The organism is Streptomyces sp. NPDC046465, from assembly GCF_040646035.1.
Taxonomy (GTDB): domain Bacteria; phylum Actinomycetota; class Actinomycetes; order Streptomycetales; family Streptomycetaceae; genus Streptomyces.
The window spans coordinates 37,938-54,132 of sequence record NZ_JBEYZK010000030.1; the positions used below are offsets into that span (position 1 = coordinate 37,938).

At 70.0% G+C, this 16,195-nt stretch carries 14 protein-coding genes; 3 read left to right on the forward strand and 11 right to left on the reverse strand.

Features of this window, described 5'->3' with window-relative positions:
- Position 1: 1 nt before the first annotated feature.
- The 7 genes from ABZ953_RS34375 to ABZ953_RS34405 all read right to left on the reverse strand — a co-directional run bounded on the left by ABZ953_RS34375 (position 2) and on the right by ABZ953_RS34405 (position 8,737).
- Positions 2-910: a hypothetical protein gene (locus tag ABZ953_RS34375; protein ID WP_361732549.1), complete on the reverse strand. Its 909-nt coding sequence runs from the start codon at positions 908-910 to the stop codon at positions 2-4.
- Positions 911-1,064: 154 nt separating this feature from the next.
- Positions 1,065-2,213, reverse strand: coding sequence for a S1 family peptidase (locus ABZ953_RS34380; protein WP_361732615.1), 1,149 nt, complete (start codon positions 2,211-2,213; stop codon positions 1,065-1,067).
- A gap of 273 nt (positions 2,214-2,486) precedes the next feature.
- Positions 2,487-3,290: an endonuclease/exonuclease/phosphatase family protein gene (locus tag ABZ953_RS34385; RefSeq protein WP_361732617.1), complete on the reverse strand. Its 804-nt coding sequence runs from the start codon at positions 3,288-3,290 to the stop codon at positions 2,487-2,489.
- A gap of 113 nt (positions 3,291-3,403) precedes the next feature.
- On the reverse strand, positions 3,404-3,985 hold the full coding sequence (locus ABZ953_RS34390) for a hypothetical protein (protein ID WP_361732551.1): 582 nt from the start codon (positions 3,983-3,985) through the stop codon (positions 3,404-3,406).
- A gap of 228 nt (positions 3,986-4,213) precedes the next feature.
- A complete protein-coding gene (locus ABZ953_RS34395; protein ID WP_361732619.1) occupies positions 4,214-5,830 on the reverse strand; it encodes an ABC-F family ATP-binding cassette domain-containing protein in 1,617 nt (538 codons plus the stop codon).
- A 158-nt stretch (positions 5,831-5,988) separates the two neighbouring features.
- On the reverse strand, positions 5,989-7,623 hold the full coding sequence (abc-f, locus tag ABZ953_RS34400; RefSeq protein ID WP_361732553.1) for a ribosomal protection-like ABC-F family protein: 1,635 nt from the start codon (positions 7,621-7,623) through the stop codon (positions 5,989-5,991).
- Between the two features lie 247 nt (positions 7,624-7,870).
- Positions 7,871-8,737, reverse strand: a complete 867-nt coding sequence (locus ABZ953_RS34405; protein WP_361732555.1) for a GNAT family N-acetyltransferase — start codon at positions 8,735-8,737, stop codon at positions 7,871-7,873.
- A 157-nt stretch (positions 8,738-8,894) separates the two neighbouring features.
- On the opposite strand from ABZ953_RS34405, the gene ABZ953_RS34410 reads away from it, so the two are divergent.
- Positions 8,895-9,113, forward strand: a complete 219-nt coding sequence (locus tag ABZ953_RS34410; protein WP_361732557.1) for a hypothetical protein — start codon at positions 8,895-8,897, stop codon at positions 9,111-9,113.
- A gap of 66 nt (positions 9,114-9,179) precedes the next feature.
- Here the strand turns inward: ABZ953_RS34410 and ABZ953_RS34415 are convergent, their stop codons facing one another.
- Positions 9,180-11,042 carry an ABC transporter ATP-binding protein gene (locus tag ABZ953_RS34415; RefSeq protein WP_361732559.1) on the reverse strand — a complete coding sequence of 621 codons (1,863 nt, stop codon included), beginning with the start codon at positions 11,040-11,042 and terminating at the stop codon, positions 9,180-9,182.
- Positions 11,043-11,788: 746 nt separating this feature from the next.
- On the opposite strand from ABZ953_RS34415, the gene ABZ953_RS34420 reads away from it, so the two are divergent.
- Positions 11,789-12,505: a GNAT family N-acetyltransferase gene (locus tag ABZ953_RS34420; protein WP_361732561.1), complete on the forward strand. Its 717-nt coding sequence runs from the start codon at positions 11,789-11,791 to the stop codon at positions 12,503-12,505.
- A 21-nt stretch (positions 12,506-12,526) separates the two neighbouring features.
- On the opposite strand, the gene ABZ953_RS34425 is transcribed toward ABZ953_RS34420, so the two are convergent.
- From ABZ953_RS34425 to ABZ953_RS34435, 3 genes are all read right to left on the reverse strand, one after another.
- Positions 12,527-13,795 carry a MalY/PatB family protein gene (locus ABZ953_RS34425; RefSeq protein ID WP_361732563.1) on the reverse strand — a complete coding sequence of 423 codons (1,269 nt, stop codon included), beginning with the start codon at positions 13,793-13,795 and terminating at the stop codon, positions 12,527-12,529.
- Positions 13,796-13,928: 133 nt separating this feature from the next.
- Positions 13,929-14,108: a hypothetical protein gene (locus ABZ953_RS34430; RefSeq protein ID WP_361732565.1), complete on the reverse strand. Its 180-nt coding sequence runs from the start codon at positions 14,106-14,108 to the stop codon at positions 13,929-13,931.
- Positions 14,109-14,146: 38 nt separating this feature from the next.
- Positions 14,147-15,082 (reverse strand): helix-turn-helix transcriptional regulator, encoded by a 936-nt coding sequence (locus tag ABZ953_RS34435; protein ID WP_361732566.1) that lies wholly within the window; start codon positions 15,080-15,082, stop codon positions 14,147-14,149.
- Between the two features lie 121 nt (positions 15,083-15,203).
- Here ABZ953_RS34435 and ABZ953_RS34440 point away from each other — a divergent pair, with 121 nt between their 5' ends.
- Entirely contained in the window at positions 15,204-16,109 is a 906-nt protein-coding gene (locus tag ABZ953_RS34440) for an MBL fold metallo-hydrolase (RefSeq protein ID WP_361732568.1), read from the forward strand.
- Positions 16,110-16,195 lie beyond the last annotated feature (86 nt).

The window sequence follows — 16,195 nt, forward strand, 5'->3', positions numbered from 1 at the left end:
ATCAGTCGGGCCATTTCCACTCGATCCCGTACACACCTGGTGTGCAGTGCGCCGGCAGCAGGTGTGTCGTGTGGAAGGCGTCGAGAGTGGTGCGGTGGCGGTGCTGCGGCTCGGCGCCGATCTGCTCGCGGTGGTAGCTCCAGCAGGTGGTCGGCGTGGCCCGCGGATGGAAGCGCACGTGCAGGAGATACGTGCGCAGTGGCGTGGTGATGCGACGCTCGTGCTGGTGGGAGACGTCCGACGCGGAGCGGAGCGTGTAGGCGACCACCGCGGTCTCCGTTCTCGTCAGTTGGCGCCCGAGCGGAATGTCCGCCGCCACGCAGCCAAGCTCCGGCAGGAACCGCATCCGTGGCGGTGGCCCGCACGGGACGCTGAGGTCGACCGTCCCCGCCTGCGGGGAGTCGAGGAAATGGACGACGGTCAGGTGCTCGACGGCGTCGCGGACGGCCTGCACCACGGTGGTGATCGACGTCTCGTGGATGGAGCGGCGCTCGTCCAGGCTCACCGTCTCGTGCACGGTCAGGAGCCGCAGGCCCGCGTTGAAGCGGGGGAACGCGTCGCCGAGGGCCTGCTCGAGGTCCGAGTTCTCGCCGTAGACCTTGCGGGCTGCGGCCGGGTCGTGCGGTGCGCTGGCGCCGCGTGGCCGGTGTGGGCCCAGCAGCGAACGCAGGGCGCCGCCGGGGAGGTTGAGCAGGGGTTCCAGCGCGTCGACGGCGCGCAGCGACTGTGCTCTCTCCGGCTGGCTGCGTCCGCGTTGCCAGTGGCTGAGGGTGGCGAGGCTGACGGTGATCTGCTGGGCGCGCAGGTGGTCACGTACACGTTCCAGCGGCAGCCCGCGCTGTTGCAGGGCCTGGCGGAACACGGCCGCGAAGGTCGGATCGGGGCCTTCGGTGTGGGGGATGCTCGGCATGGCGTCTTTCAGCGGGCAGGAGGCGCCATCGGTCCACGGACCGGTGGTCCCTCGCTCCGACGAGGGCGGCTCAACGACGGTTTCAGACCACACAGGCGACCAGGGGCCGCCACCTTAGCCGGTGGGCGGCCCCTGGTCGTCCCTGTGAGACGGCTCAGTTGGTGTTGAGCGTCAGCCCGTAGTAGGCGAGCGCGTCGTCGAGCGGCTGGAAGTAGGAGGAACCGCGGGAGTTCACACCGCCGGTGCACTGCTGGCGGAGCGGCCCGCCGGAGGTCATGCCCTGGGCCTGGTTGCCGGAGATGTACGCGCCGCCGCTGTCGCCGCCCTCGGTGCAGACACTGGAGGTGGCGAGACCCGTGACGACCGTGTCGGGGCCGCCGTTCTGGTCGACGTAGGTGACGGAGGCGTCATAGGAACCGACCGTGCCGCACGTCCACCCGGTGGTCGCACCGGACTTGCAGAGCGCGGCTCCGGACGCGGCGCGACGGCTGCCGTTGATCGCCACGTCGGTGGTCTGCCGCCACGTACCGACCTTGGTCGTGATCGAGTGGCCGGAATTGATGGAGGCGACGCCCATGTCGACGCTGTTGGTGCCGACCGCGAAGCGGGTGTCGGCGCCCTTGGCGAACGCGGCACCGCCGAAGCGCAGGGTGGGCAGGTTGGCGACGCAGTGCCCGGCGGTCACGAGGTACTGCCTGCCTGACCGGTCGCGGGCGCCGTATCCGACGGAACACCAGCCGGAGGTGTCGTTGATCGTCATCTTGCTGCCCGGGGCGATCGCCGCCTGCGGCGCCGACTTCTCCTGGCCGCGCACGATTCTGACGGCGGAACCGTACGACGCGGCCTTGGCCAGGAATGCCCGGGCGGCGGCTCCGCGGGCGCTGTTGACCTTGACGGTGACCTTGTCCGAAGCCAGGTCCACGGACCAGTCGACGACTCCGGCGGGCACGCGCCGGGTGGCCGCGGCGTCGAGGTGCGCCTTGACCTTGTCGAGCGCGGCCTGCCCGCGGGCAGGCACCCGGGCATCGAGGCCGGCCTTCTCGATGACAGCGGCATCGGAGCGGTCATCGGCGTTGACGGTCAGCTTGCCGGAGGCGTCGAAGAAGGCGCCGTCCCCGGATATTCCGCGCTTCGTCAGCCGGTCGAGCTTGGCCTGCTGGGCGTCCTGCCGGTCCAGCCGCTGGACCGCGTCCTTCTCGCTCACACCGAGCGAAGCGGCGAGCGCCCGCACCATCTCCGGCTGGTAGCGCGGAGCGGGTGCGGAGTCCTGCGCCTGCGCCGTGACCTGGGTTCCCACGGCCATGGACGCCGAGAGCAGGACGGCCACGGCAGCGAATCTGTATCTACGAGAAAGGGGCACACCAATTCCTTCCGGGTGGCAGGCAGAAACCCTCGGGAAATACGAGAAACAGGTGGGGGCGTATCATCGAATTGCGGGCTTCTGCCTGGCAGCCGGCGTGGGGCCGGCCGCGGCTTGAACTCTGGCCCAGCGCCCGTACCTGCTACAAGGTCCATGACAACGGCAGCTTTTAACAGAACATCAAGGGAACTGTTAAAGGGACCGGCAGCGGACTGCTCAAGTCTGCGGGTTCAGGTCCGCACGCAGCAGGTCGTGGTCCGAGTACCGCGTCTGGTGCACACCGTGGTCGAGCGGGGCGATGTCTTTCAGGAAGATGTAGTCGAACTTGCTCTGCCAGTCGGTGGTCGGTTCGCAGATGCCGGTCGACGAGGGATGGCACTGCGGATCGGCGTCCGCGGCCAAGGCCCACATCTTGGTGAGTTCGGGGGCGTCCGGTACGGAATTGAAGTCGCCGAGAACGATCGCGCGTTCGTGCCGGGCGACCTCCGCGGCGAGCACGCCCGTCTGGCCCGCTCGTACCTCTTCCTGCTGTCGTTGGGCGAGGTGTGTGTTGAAGACCCGGACGGTCCGGCCGCCCACTCTGGTGGTGACCGCCACGTAGCCGCGGTCCTCGGATCCACCGTCGGGGTATTCGACGCTCTCAGGGTCCGACATCGGTGACGCGGAGAGGATCGCCTGGCCGAAGGCTCCCGGATGCCACGGCCATCCCCCGCAGCGGCCCCATTTCCGGAGCACCGTGCCGTACTCGACGTGGTACTCCAGCCCGTAAAAGGTCTCCAGATACTCCCGGATCCTCTCGACGTCACGCACACACGCTTCCTGCAGGCCGATGACCTGGGGCGCGTACGTGGCGATCTCCGCCGCCCGGCCGACATTGTTGTCGCCGCAGGGATTGCAGATGTTCCACGTCATGACCCGGTTCGGGACGATGTCCCGATCGGCCACGGCGGGCGGTGAGCCGGCGTGGAAAGCGTCGCTCGGTGCGCTGGGGCCGACCACCAGCACGCAGGCCGCGGTCATGGCGCCCGCGAGCAGCCTCGTGCTCCTTCCGATGCCCCGTCCGAGCGTCACCTGGCCTCCTCAAGCTGGATACATGCAGGGGCCGTTGTGGGACCCGGCCCCCAGGGAGGAGGTTATGTGACGACGGTGTACATGACCGATCGCTGCTGCTTGTGACGCTGGATGCGGGCCTTGGCGACCAGGGATTCGAGGGTGTTCCGCACCACCTGCGGCGTCGGATTGCGGCTCGGGTGCTTCTCCCGGAGTTCGGCCCCGAGCTCCTTGGCGGAACGAGGCTCGTCGTGACCGGCGAGGAGATGCAGCAACAGATCCCCGAGCAGCGGCCGGCCCGCCTTTTCCTTCGCCACAGCGTTCGCCACAGCCTTTTTCTGCGCCGCACCCTTCGCCTTCGCGGCTGTGGGCTTCTTGGCGGCTGTGGGCTTCCCCTTCGCGACAGGCGGCTGCTCCTCCTGCGCCTGCTCCTCCTGCGCCCGCTCCTGCGCCCGCTCCTGCGCCTGCTCCGGCAGCCGCGAGGCATCCGCGAGACCCTCGTACCGCTCGGCGAGGTTGAGGATGTCCGTCAGCAGCGTCTCCTCCTGCTTCAGCAGGTCGATCCGCTGCGCGAGCTCCTCCTGACGCCTGCGGTTCTTTTCCAGATCCGACGCGACCTGTTCGACGTACCGCGATCGGAGCTTCGCGGCTGACTGGCTGCTCACAACCGTTCACTCCCTTGAGAAAGTGTTGCTCCACGCATGCTGCCGCACGCATGTCGCTGCGCATGGTACCTACGTCGAGGAGGCTCGTGCAGACGCATGTCAACACCGAGGAGTTCATCGAACGTGTGAGCCTGCTGCGTCTGCACGAACGTGCCACTGTGCGGGGTCGGTATCCGACATACATGTGAGCACGGCTTCGGCACGGGACTGCGGCACCGGATCGGGCTCCTACCCCTCTCCTCGTTTCAGCCGCAGCTCACGGCCTTGCCACCGGCGGCGGAGCCAGCGGTCGTGGCTCGCGAGGACGATCGCGCCCGGTCCGGTCCCCAGAGCCTCCTCCAGTTCGTCGCAGAGGCGCGGGGAGAGGTGGTTGGTGGGCTCGTCGAGCAGCAACAGCTGGGGCGGGCGCGCCACCAGCAGGGCCAGCGCGAGCCGTCGGCGCTGCCCCACGGACAGCCGCCCGACGGGTTTGTCCAGATCCCCCACAGACATCAGACCGAGCGCGATCAGCGGCATCTCCTCGGCCCGCACCGGGCCCAGCGACAACGCATACGTGTCCCGAGCCGTGCGGTCGGGGTGGTCGAACACGGTGTCCTGGGCCAGCATCCCCACCGTCAGACGGTGCCGCCTCCACACCTCGCCCTCGGCGACCATGCGTCCGGCGAGCACGGCGAGCAGCGTCGACTTGCCCGCCCCGTTGTCGCCCGTGACCAGCAGCCGGTCGCTCGGCGTGACCTCCAGGTCGGCCGACGCGAGTCGCCCCGGCACGCGCACGTCCCGCAGCGAGATCAGGGGCTCCGGGCTCTCCTCCTCCACCGCTGCGGCCAACGCGCCCGCCGCGAACCGCAGCGGGCGCGGCGGCTCGGTGACCTGGGCGCGCTCCAACTCCTCCAGGCGTCGCGTGGCATTGCGGACGCGTCGCGAGATCTGGCTCTGCACCCGGCCCGCCCGGTGCCCGTAGCCCATCTTCTCGTTGTCGCGCGGTCCCCGGTCGGGCGCCACCCGGTGCGCGGTCACGCCCGCCGAGCGGCGCAGGTCCGCCAGTTCCTCCTGCTCCTCGACGTACCTCCGCTCCCAGCGAGTCCGTTCGGCGCGCTTCTCGCCCAAGTAGGCGCTGTAGTTGCCGCCGTAACGGACGGGCCCGTCCACCGCGGGGTCGAGGTCGACCACGTCGGTGCAGACGGCGTCGAGGAAGGCCCGGTCGTGGCTGGCGGCCACCACGGTGCCCGGCAGCTCGCGGAGCTCGTGCTCCAGGAAACCGGCAGCCTCGTCGTCGAGGTGGTTGGTCGGCTCGTCGAGGAGCAGCGCCGACGGCCGCCGGACGAGCAGCGCGGCCAGCGCGAGCCGGCCGCGCTGCCCGCCGGACAGTGAGCCGAGCGTGCGCTCGTGCCCGAGTGCGCCAAGGCCGAGTCCGTCGAGGACCAGGGCCGCACGGCGGTCGGCGTCCCAGGACTCACGGTCCTGGGCTTGTTCGAGGCGGCTTCCGTAGGTGGCGAGGAGCTCTTGGTGGCCAAGGGCGTCCTCCGGGACGCGGGCGAGTTCGTCGCCGAGCCGTTCGAGCTCCGCGAGGTCTTCGCGGGCTTCGCGGAGCGCCCCGTCCAGCACCGTGGCGATGGTCGAATCGGGGGCGAAGGGCATCTCCTGGTGCAGAAAGCCGAGGTCATCGGGGTGTGTGACGCTTCCCGCATCGGGCCGGTCGACGCCGGCGAGGACCCGCAGCAGGGTGGACTTGCCGACGCCGTTCTCTCCGATCAGACCGATGCGGTGGCCGGGGGAGGCGGTCAGGGAAACGCCGTCGAGGACACGTCGGCCGTCGAGGTTGCGTACGAGATCGTGGGCGACCAGCGCGGGCTGCGGAGGGCGACGGGGCTGGGAGAGAGGGCGGGGTGGGGGTTGGGGCTGAGATGGGGGCTGGGGTTGGGGCACAGGAATCCGTCCAACGTGGTCGGTGGTCGGCCCGCCGGGCACACCGCCTCGGCGCGGGCCACAGCACACACCGGGGCTCACACCTCGGGAGCCCCGGTCTCCTTGAGCGTCCCCTCGGCCAGCCGCAGCCAGCGGTCGACTCCGACACCGGCGAGGAAGCGCTCGTCGTGGCTGATCACCACGAAGGCCCCCTGATACGAGTTGAGCGCGCTCTCCAACTGACCCGCGCTGACCAGGTCGAGGTTGTTGGTCGGCTCGTCGAGCAGAAGCAGTTGTGGGGCCGGTTCGGCGCACAGGACGCAGGCCAGGGTGGCGCGCAGCCGCTCGCCGCCGGAGAGCACCTCCACGGGAAGATGTGCTCGCGCGCCGCGGAAGTGGAAGCGGGCGAGCAGGTTCATCCGCTCGGCCTCGGGCCGCTCGGGGGCGAACGCGGCGAAGTTCTCCGCCACGGTGCGCTCCAGGTTCAGGAGGTCGAGTCGCTGCGAGAGATAGGCGATCCGGCCGTCGTTGCGCTTGGTCTCGCCGCTGTCCGGAGCGAGGTCGCCGGTGATCAGACGCAGCAGGGTCGTCTTGCCCGCGCCATTGGGTCCGGTCAGCGCGATGCGCTCGGGGCCGCGGACGGTCAGGTCGACGCCTCCTTCGGCGAACACGGCCCGCCCGGCGTGGTGGACCTGCAGCCCCTCGCCGAGGAAGAGGTTGCGCCCGGCGGGCACCTGCGTGTCGGGCAGTTCGAGGGTGATGCGCTGCTCCTCGCGCAGCGCGCGACCGGCCTCGTCGAGCCGGGCCTTGGCCTCGCTGACCCGGGTCGCGTGCATCTGCCCCGCCCGGCCCGCCGACTCCTGCGCGCCGCGCTTCATGTTGCCGGCGAAGATGCGGGGCAGACCGGCGCTCTTGAGGTTGCGTGCGGCGTTGCTCTGCCGTCGCTCGGCGCGCTCGCGGGCCTGTTGCATCTCACGCTTCTCGCGCTTCAGCTCCTGCTCGGCGTTGCGGATGTTCTTCTCGGCGACCTCCTGCTCGGCGCGCACGGCTTCCTCGTAATCGGTGAAGTTGCCGCCGTACAGGCGTAGTTCGTCGCTGCCGAGTTCGGCGACGCGTTCCATGCGGTCGAGCAGCGCGCGGTCGTGGCTGACGAGGAGCAGGCAGCCGGTGAAGTCCGAGAGGACGTCGTAGAGCTGGTGCCGGGCCCTCAGGTCGAGGTTGTTGGTCGGCTCGTCGAGCAGCAGTACGTCGGGGCGCTTGAGCAGCTGGGCGGCGAGGCCCAGGGAGACGACCTGGCCGCCGCTGAGCGTGCTCAGGGTGCGGTCGAGGGCGAGACCGGTCAGGCCGAGACGGTCGAGCTGGGCACGGGTGCGCTCCTCGATGTCCCAGTCGTCGCCGATGGTCGCGAAGTGTTCCTCGCTGACGTCACCGGACTCGACGGCGTCCAGCGCGCGGATCACCGCGGCGACACCCAGTACCTCGCCGACCGTGAGGTCGCCGGTCAGGGGAAGGCTCTGCGGGAGGTAGCCGAGCGTGCCGTTGACGGACACCGAGCCGGTGGCGGGCGGCAGTTCACCGGCGATCAGCTTGAGCAGGGTGCTCTTGCCGGAGCCGTTGGGGGCGACCAGGCCCGTACGGCCGGGGGCCACGGTGAAGGACAGGTCGTGGAAGACCGGGGTGTCATCGGGCCAGGCGAAGGAGAGGTTCGAGCACAGGATGGCGGCATCGGACATGGAGGTGACCTCGATGAAGTGAGGGCAGACAGAGCTCTGCCCTGGGCAGCGGGGGAGAGGGGGTACGACGAAGGAGGCCACGGAAACCGGGCGCTTGCGGCGCCGTCCGATGGCCTGTCACATCCGGATCTCATCCGGAGATGTCGTCTTCACCCGCCACGTCTGCGACTCCTCGATCAAATCGTTCAGGTCACTCGCAGCGTAGCAGGCATCCCGTTCTGCCCGGCGGCGCGCACGTCCTGAGGTGTCAGGCGTCCCGGAAGTGGTCCCGGACTACGGGGAGTTGCCGGAAGCCCGCCGACTCGTAGGTGGCGACGGCGCCGACATTGGAGCTCGGGGTACAGACCATCGCACTCGACGAGCCCAGCTCCTGGAGAGCGGCCGCCGCAGCGAGAGTGATCGCCTTTCCGTGGCCGTGACGGCGATGGTCCCGGTGCACACCCATCGGTTCGAGCAACCCGGGCTTCCCCGGGCCGGCCGACCACACCGTCACAGCCGCCACCGCGTTCCCGCGCCCGTCGTACGCGACCAGGCACCGGGCACCGGCGTACGGCAACCCGGCCGCCATCGCGTGCCAGTGCGCGTCCGTACACCTGGACCCGTCGAACGCCCCCCGATGCACGGCAGCAAACAGATGTGCCTGCTCAGGCCCGACCTCCTCGACCCGCACGCCCGGGCCCTCCACCGGCGCCGTGAGGTCGCGGCGCAGCGGAGTCCACGGCTCGTCGGCGCCCCAGCCGGACTCGCGCAGCAGATCCTGGACCAGCGCACCCAACGGCACCTCGATGTTGACCACCCCCGAGGGCAGCACACCGCGCTCCGGCTCGGTCACGTCCTCGACCCACCGCCTCGCCAGCTCCTCGTCCCGCTGTGCGTCCGGCGCGAACGTCAGCCGCAACAGCCTGGGGCCGTCCAACAGCCCGACAGCGAGCAGCTGTCCGTTCCGGCTCCACGTCCTGACCGCCTCGGCAGTCGCCCGCGGACCTGACCGCCAGAACCACCCCAGGTCTCCGGGGTGCAGCTGCATCGGCGCCCCGTCGTACTGCCACTCCCGCAGCGCGTCCACAGCCGCACCCAGCCCGTCGACTCCCGGCACGTTCAAAACAATCGCCATACGTCCCATCGCACACCACGCACCGGTGGACCGCACCCTGTTTCCGATCGCCGGACGATCGGCGGACGATCGGCTGACACGGATGAGAGCGTGCGGCGCGTGACGGCGCGGAGGCGTGACGGCGCGGAGGCGTGATCGTTTGCAGCGTATGAATTCCATGAAGCGTGTTCTCATCGCCGTCTCGCTCGCTGTCGCACCTGTCGTACCTGTCGCGCTCGCGGCGCCCGCCTTCGCGACCGAGGCGAACCCCCCGCTGGGCAGCACCCTCAATCAGGGCTTGAGCCAGTCCAACGACGTTCTGGTCGGAGAGAAGTCCGGCGTGGTCCAGCAGGTCGCGTCCTCCGCGGTCGAAACGCTGCACGACGCCGTGAACTGACCGGTTCTGGTCCCGCACCCCGCCCCCGGCTCGCGCTCGCGAGGCGGGGGCGGCAACGTGTGAGGCTCATGTACGTGTCGTGTGCTTCTGCCCGTCCGGCTCGGAGCTGACCTGGTAGGACAGCAACTGCTGGAACAGGCCGGGCTGTTGGGCGAGTTCCTGGTAGGTGCCTTCCTGCACGATCCTGCCCTCGTCGAGTACCACGATCCGGTCGGCGACACCGACGTTGGTGATCCGGTGGGTGACCAGGAGCACCATCCGGTCCCGGGCAAGATCGCGCAGGCGCCGGAAGATCCGGTACTCGGCACGTGGGTCGAGGTTCGCGGTCGGCTCGTCGAGCACCAGCAGCCCGGCCTCGCGGAAGAACGCCCTCGCGAGGGCGATCCGCTGCCACTGACCGCCGCTCAGTTCCTCGCCGCTGAGCCACTCGCGGGCGAGGAGTGTGTCCAGGCCCGAGCCGAGCCTGTCCACGACCTCGTCGGCATCGGCTGCCTCGCACGCTTCCCGTACCGCCGCGTCACCCCGGGCCGTCGGCTGCCCCTGCGTCACGTTCTCGCGCACGGTGAGCGGCCAGCGCGCGTACTCCTGCGGCACCAGGGCCACCTGTTGCCACAGCTCTTGGGGATCGGCCCCGTCAGTGGGTGTGCCGTCCCACAACACCTGCCCGTCCGTGGGCAAATACAGCCCGCTGACCAGCTTCGACAACGTCGATTTCCCCGAACCGTTGAAGCCGACCAGCGCGGTGACCTCGCCACGGCGCAAGGTGAGCGAGACGTCGGACAGGGCGTTGCTGTGCTTACCCGCGTAGCGGTGGGAGACCGACTTGATCTCGATCTTCCTCGGGGGCCCGGGGCGGCCTGGACCCCGACACATGCGGAACCCGCCGGCCTTGTCCAGGAAGCCGCTCCAGTCGTCCATGTACAGCCCCGTGCGGATCGTTCGTGCCCCCACGCTGACCAGCCCACGGACCGACTGGCCCACGGCCTGGAGCGCGAAGACGGCCGTCCCGGCGTGCCCGACGGTGATGCGGTCGGTGGCCAGCAGGGTCACGACCGCGCCCCAGACGACCGCCGACCCGGCACCTCCGCACAGGGCGCCGACCAGGGACATGCGCGCGCCCTTGTCGGCGGCGGCCCGGTCCTCGCGGTTGATCCGGGAAACCGTCTGGCGGTAGCGGCCCGAGAGGAATCCGGCCATCGTGCCCGCGCGGATCTGGTCGGCAGCATCCTTGGTGTAGATGTGCCAGCGCAGCACCGAGAGCATGCGCCGGTCGCCGTTGCTGCGCATGTTCGCGAGATAGCGCACGCGGGCGGCACTGATCTGGGCCAGTGCCTGCGGAAGGCTGGCCGCCACCAGGAGCGGCAGGAGTACCCAGTGCACCCCGGCCAGCACGACCGCCCCGGCGAGGAATGAGGCTCCCGAGGCGATCAGGTCCTGGCCTTCGTCGATCAGGTCCCCGGTGACCTCGGCCCCGCGGTCGGCCGCATCGCGGTCGCGGTTGAAGTCGGGCTCGTCGTAGGCGCACAGCTCGACCTCGGCGCAGGCTGTGAGCAGCATCTGTTCGGCCTCGCGCGACATCAGGGGGCTCAGCCGGGAGGACAGCCAGCTGACGGTGATCCCCAAGAGGGCGCGGACTCCGGAGGCGCACGCCAGAAGAGCCACGGACGGCCACGCCTCAAGGAGCCGGTGGTAGACGTCCCCGCTGGACAGCAGCGCGGTCAGGGTGCCGCTGATGGCGACAAGGCCCAGCGCCTGCATCACGCCGGCCGCGGCCTGGCACAGCAGGAGCCCGGCGGTCGCCCGTCGGTCGACGCGCCAGGCGAGGGCCAACGAGCGGCGCACCAACTGCGGCAGGCGCTTGGCCATGTCACGCATCCGGATCGACCGTCCGGCCGCCTCACGGCTGCCGGTCAGGTCGACGAACCGCATGTGTGGCTCCGAGGTACCGGATCCGGGGGCAGCGGGTGGCTCGACAGGTGTGCCGGGTGCGCCGGGTGTATGGGGTGTGCCGGGGGAGGCCGGGGGCGTCGTAGCGTTGGAAGACCGGGGCGGGGCGGGGCGCGGTCCCGGAACGCTGTCGGGTGATGCATCGGCGTGCTCGCTCATGCCACCCACCCCGTATCCGGTCGTACTGAGCCGATCGAGCCGTCAACGCTGTGCGCGCTGGTCCGTGGTCGCCGTTCGAATCCAGGGGGTCGATGCGTGGGGGCGGCGGCAGGGCACATGTTGTCCTCCATCTGGGCGGTGAAGTGGCACTAGTGCTCTAAGAACGCGGCTCATCCGGGGCCGTCACGGCCCGATCGAGGGACGCTCTGTGAACCCGCGTTCTATTAATGCGGATTGGTCGCGCGGGCGCTGGAGGACGGTTGCTCAAACTCGTTCGATCGGGCGGGTGCACGCTTCCGGGGTATTGCGTCGTTCGCCGGTTGACGCTGAGGACGCCGCCGGGAGCGGGCCCACCGCTGGAGAATCGATACGGCCACGGACGAGATCCACTCGATACTGGCCCGGGACTGTCCCGGACCAGCTGAGGCCCTGGAGAGGATTTCCATGGTCCGATTAGACTGCGTGGGCAAGCTGGCCGTGGCCGAGCCGCCCTGTCCCACATGGGTCGTCGGTGTGGGATGTCCCGTGCCGGTCGACTGCCCGCGCACGGCACGAAAGGCACAACAAACATGGAGGACCGCGACGTCGTCGCGCTCGACGACCCCGTGGGCGAGTCCCTCCGCGGACCGCACGCGCACCTCGCCCGCCGAGTCGGCCGGGCCGTCACCTACCTGCCGGGAGTCGCGACCTTCTCCTCGGTGTCCGCCGACGCGGACGCGGCGGAGTGGGCGGAGCTGGCTCAACTGCTCGGCGGCCCGGACCAGTTCGCCGACATGTTCAGCTGCCCGGCGTCCCCGCCGCCGGGCTGGGACCCGGTCTTCGTCCTCGAGGGCCGCCAGATGATCTGGCCGGGCGCCCGCCGGGCCGGTGAGCCCGGTGAGCTCGGCGCGGAGTCGGACGGCAAGGTGGTTGAACTGGACCCGGAGAGCGTGCCCGAGGTGCTCGCCCTCGTCGAGCGGACCCAGCCAGGACCGTTCTGGCCGCGCACCCACGAACTGGGTACGTATCTCGGCATTCGCGAGAACGGCGCGTTGGTGGCGATGGCGGGCGAACGGCTCAAGCCGCCGGGCTGGACCGAGATCAGCGCCGTCTGCACCGCCCCCGAAGCGCGGGGCCGAGGCTACGCCGCCCACCTGGTCAGTGAGCTGGTCACCCGCGTCATGTCCCGGGGCGTGCGCCCCTTCCTCCACGTGGCCGAGAAGAACACCGCAGCGATCGCACTCTACGAACGGCTCGGCTTCGAAACCCGCAAGCATGTGACCTTCCGCGGGTTCCGCACTCCATGACATTGGCAGGCTCGCGGTAGTTCAGCGTGCGTGGAGTGCGGCGGCGCGCCCCATCCGGGTGATCGCCTCGGTGAGGACGGACCGGGACGTGGCGAAGTTCAGGCGGACGTGTCCCGCGCCGCCCGTGCCGAAGATGTGGCCCGAGGAAAGGGCCACCCTGGCGTGCTCGAGGAACAGTCGGGAGGGGCCGGCCAGGTCGGTCACGATCGCCGGACCCGTGGCGTCTTCCTCCGCCTCCGGGATGACGCCGAGGGGCCGGCAGTCGAGCCAGGCCAGGAAGGTGCCCTCGGGCCTGGTGTAATTGACCCCGGGAAGGTGTTCGGCGACGAGTCGACCGAGCAGTGCGCGGTTGGCGTCGAGCCCCGCCAGCAGAGCGTCGAGCCACTCGTCCCCGTGGCGGAAGGCCGCCGTATGGGCGATGACGCCGAGATGGCTGGCGCCATGGTGGACCTCCTCGGGCATCCGGCGCAGATCAGCGGCTGCCTCGGGCCCGGCGACGGCGAGCGCCGCCTTGATCCCCGCGAGGTTCCAGCCCTTGGTCGCCGACATGAGCGAGAAGGCGTTCTCCGCCCCGGGCACGGTCAGGTAGGGCGTGAACTGTGCGCCCGGCAGTACGAGCGGGGCGTGGATCTCGTCGGCGACGACCCGGACCCCGTACCGTCGGGCGAGTTCCGCCACGACGGCGAGCTCCTCATACGTGTGCACCGTGCCGGTCGGGTTGTGGGGATTGCTGAGAAGGTAGGCGATCCTGCCCGTGCCGTTCGCTTTCCGGGCACGCCGGAACGTCTCCTCCAACGTCTCCGGAGCGATCCGCAGGTCCTGGCCGAGCGGTGCTTCGACGACCCGGCGGTCGTCGTGGGCGATGAAGGCGTAAAAGGGCGCGTACACGGGGGAGTTGACGATCACCGGGTCTCCCGGGTGAGTGACGAGCCGCAGCATCTGGACCGCGCCGATCATCACGTCCGGGATGAGGGCGACACGGTCGACGTCCACCCCGGCCCAGTTCCACCGCCGTGCGGCGAAGGCGGCCAGCGACTCGGCGAACTCGGTTCCGGCTGGATACCCGGTGTCACCTGCCGCAATGGCTTCGCGGAGCGCGTCGGCGACCGCGGGAGCGAGAGGGACGTCCATCTCCGCCACCCACAACGGCAGGACATCCGCCGGATGTGTGCGCCACTTCATGCTGGTGCGCCGACGGAGTTGCCCGAGAGTCAACTCCTCCAACGGATTCGGATACTCCCGAGCCCCGACCTCGGCACCTGCTGAGTCGCGTCCACCCACAGTGGTCATCTTCAGCATTGGACCGCCATTCCGATCTCGGCGCAAGAGCGGCATGAGCCGCCAGAACCGCGTGCGGCGCACGGGGCTTGGCGGCCGGTGGTGCTGGGCGGCGCCCGTTGGGGCACCGCCCAGCCGCTTGAGCTCACACCGCGCGGTCCACTTGCTGCGATTCCACCGTCCTCCCCGGCATCAGGACGGCGAGAGTGCTGCGCGCTTCACTCCGCAGCGTGCGGCGCCGAGCAAAGGTGGCAGTCAGAGCAAGGATCGAGACCGTGCCCCCGTAGAACACGGCGACAATCGTGGAGAGGAGCCCGATGGTCATCGGGCACGCACCTTTCTTCCCCCGTTCGGCCGCCCGGCTCACAGCCCGGGGCGGGCGTTGATGCGATTCCTCTCCACCATACGTGGGCCGTCAACCGCCCCTGCTGGCAAAGGCGGTGGACTGACCGGCCCGGCGAGCTCGCGCAGCAGGGCGAGAGCGGCCTCCGATGAGGACCCGGCGGGCGTCGTGCACACCACGATGACCTGCTCCGGCGAACGTACGAGGGCCAGAGTTTGTTGTGTCACCGTCAGCGGCCCCACAGCCGGATGGTGCAGCTCGTAGGACGCCGCGTCGCAGGGCGACACGCGGTGATCTCGCCAGAGTGCGACGAACTCCGGGCTCTTCATCGTCAACTCGCCGATCAGCTCTGCGAGGAGCGGATCGTCCGGGTGCCGCCCCACTGCCGTCCGTAGGTTTCCCACGACCGCGCGGGCCTTGCGATGCCAGTCCCGGTACAGCTCACGGCAGTGCGGGTCGAGGAACAGGATCCGGCTCATGTTCGGGCGGCGAGCCGGGTCCTGCGGAGCGAGCGGATCCAGGTGTCCGGCGAGCAGCCCGTGGCCCAGACCGTTCCAGGCGAGCACATCGGTCCGCCGGCCGAGGACCAGCGCCGGAACACCGTCCAGCGCACGCAGGAGGTCCCACGTCTCGTCAGCGACCTGCTCCGGCCGCGGGCGGCGGGCCCGGGTCGTACGGCGTGCGGCATCCGCGAGCCGTGCGAGGTGCGCGCGCTCGTGGTCGCCGAGTTGCAGGGCCCGCCCGATGGCGTCGAGCACCTCGGCCGAGGCGCCTCGGGACAGGCCCTGTTCGAGCCGGGTGTAGTAGGAGGCGCTCACACCCGCCAGCTGTGCCAGTTCCTCCCGGCGGAGCCCGGCCACCCTTCGGGGGCCGAAGGCGGGCAGCCCGACGTCCTCCGGCCGGAGCTGGGCTCGGCGTGCCTGCAGGAAGTCGCCCAGTGGGCCGGGTCCGTTCATGTGTGCAGTGTGCAGCGCGACGGGGGGCCGCAGCCACACCCTGCGAGGGGTAGGACACGGCGGGGCTGGTGGGCCCGGACGACCGCCAGCAGGCTCGTGGCCTCCGACATTGAGGAAGACCATGGAACAGATCGTCCTGGGTGATGTCACCGTCACCCGCGTCAAGGAGTACTACGGCCCGGTCGGAATGGCCCCCGCGACCTTCTTCCCGGACAGCCCCGAGGGAGCTTGGGAGCAGCACCGTCCCGTACTCGCACCGGACTTCTGGGACCCCGCCACGGACGAGTGCAGCTCGGCGATCCAGTCCTGGCTGCTGCGCAGCGAAGGACGCACGATCCTCATCGACACCGGCGCGGGCAACCACAAGGACCGGCCGTACGCACCGGTCTGGAACCGCCTCGACACCGACTACCTCGACAACCTCGCGACCGCCGGCGTACGGCCCGAAGACGTCGACATCGTGGTCAACACCCACCTGCACATCGACCACGTCGGCTGGAACACATATCTCGACGGGCGCACCTGGGTGCCGACCTTTCCGAATGCCACCTACCTCATGCCCCGGCGGGACTTCGACTTCTGGAACCCGGCCAACGGACACGAACCGCTCCTCGGCCGCGGCAACCAGAACGTGTTCGAGGACAGCGTCGCACCGGTGCACCAGGCCGGCCTCACCGAACTGTGGGACGACTCCTATCGGATCGACAGGAACCTGCGGCTGGACCTCGCGCCCGGTCACACCCCGGGTTCGTCCGTGCTGACGCTGGAGTCGGCCGGCGACCGTGCCCTCTTCGTCGGAGACCTGGTGCACACCGCGTTGCAGATCATGGAGCCGGACACCAATTCGTGCTTCTGCGAGGACCCGGCGCAGGCACGGGCGACGCGGCACAAGTTGCTCGGCCGCGCGGCGGAGAGCAACGCCCTGCTCTTCCCCGCGCACCTGGGCGGCCACGGCGCGGCAGAAGTGGAGAGGGACGGCGCGAAGTTCGCGATCAGAGAGTGGGCGGGGTTCTCCCGCCTCGCGTGAACCGCCGAGACCGGATACCGGACAGCCCGAAACCAGAACCAGAACCAGAACCAGAACCAGAACCGGAACCGAAACCGAAACCGGAT

Coding starts and splice junctions, on each gene's coding strand:
- abc-f (WP_361732553.1), bottom strand. CDS start 7,623: ATGTCCGATGCCGCCATCCTGTGCTCGAACCTCTCCTTCGCCTGGCCC.
- ABZ953_RS34415 (WP_361732559.1), bottom strand. CDS start 11,042: ATGCGGTTCGTCGACCTGACCGGCAGCCGTGAGGCGGCCGGACGGTCG.
- ABZ953_RS34405 (WP_361732555.1), bottom strand. CDS start 8,737: ATGGCGATTGTTTTGAACGTGCCGGGAGTCGACGGGCTGGGTGCGGCT.
- ABZ953_RS34435 (WP_361732566.1), bottom strand. CDS start 15,082: ATGAACGGACCCGGCCCACTGGGCGACTTCCTGCAGGCACGCCGAGCC.
- ABZ953_RS34385 (WP_361732617.1), bottom strand. CDS start 3,290: ATGACCGCGGCCTGCGTGCTGGTGGTCGGCCCCAGCGCACCGAGCGAC.
- ABZ953_RS34430 (WP_361732565.1), bottom strand. CDS start 14,108: ATGACCATCGGGCTCCTCTCCACGATTGTCGCCGTGTTCTACGGGGGC.
- ABZ953_RS34440 (WP_361732568.1), top strand. CDS start 15,204: ATGGAACAGATCGTCCTGGGTGATGTCACCGTCACCCGCGTCAAGGAG.
- ABZ953_RS34420 (WP_361732561.1), top strand. CDS start 11,789: ATGGAGGACCGCGACGTCGTCGCGCTCGACGACCCCGTGGGCGAGTCC.
- ABZ953_RS34410 (WP_361732557.1), top strand. CDS start 8,895: ATGAAGCGTGTTCTCATCGCCGTCTCGCTCGCTGTCGCACCTGTCGTA.
- ABZ953_RS34380 (WP_361732615.1), bottom strand. CDS start 2,213: ATGGCCGTGGGAACCCAGGTCACGGCGCAGGCGCAGGACTCCGCACCC.
- ABZ953_RS34375 (WP_361732549.1), bottom strand. CDS start 910: ATGCCGAGCATCCCCCACACCGAAGGCCCCGATCCGACCTTCGCGGCC.
- ABZ953_RS34425 (WP_361732563.1), bottom strand. CDS start 13,795: ATGACCACTGTGGGTGGACGCGACTCAGCAGGTGCCGAGGTCGGGGCT.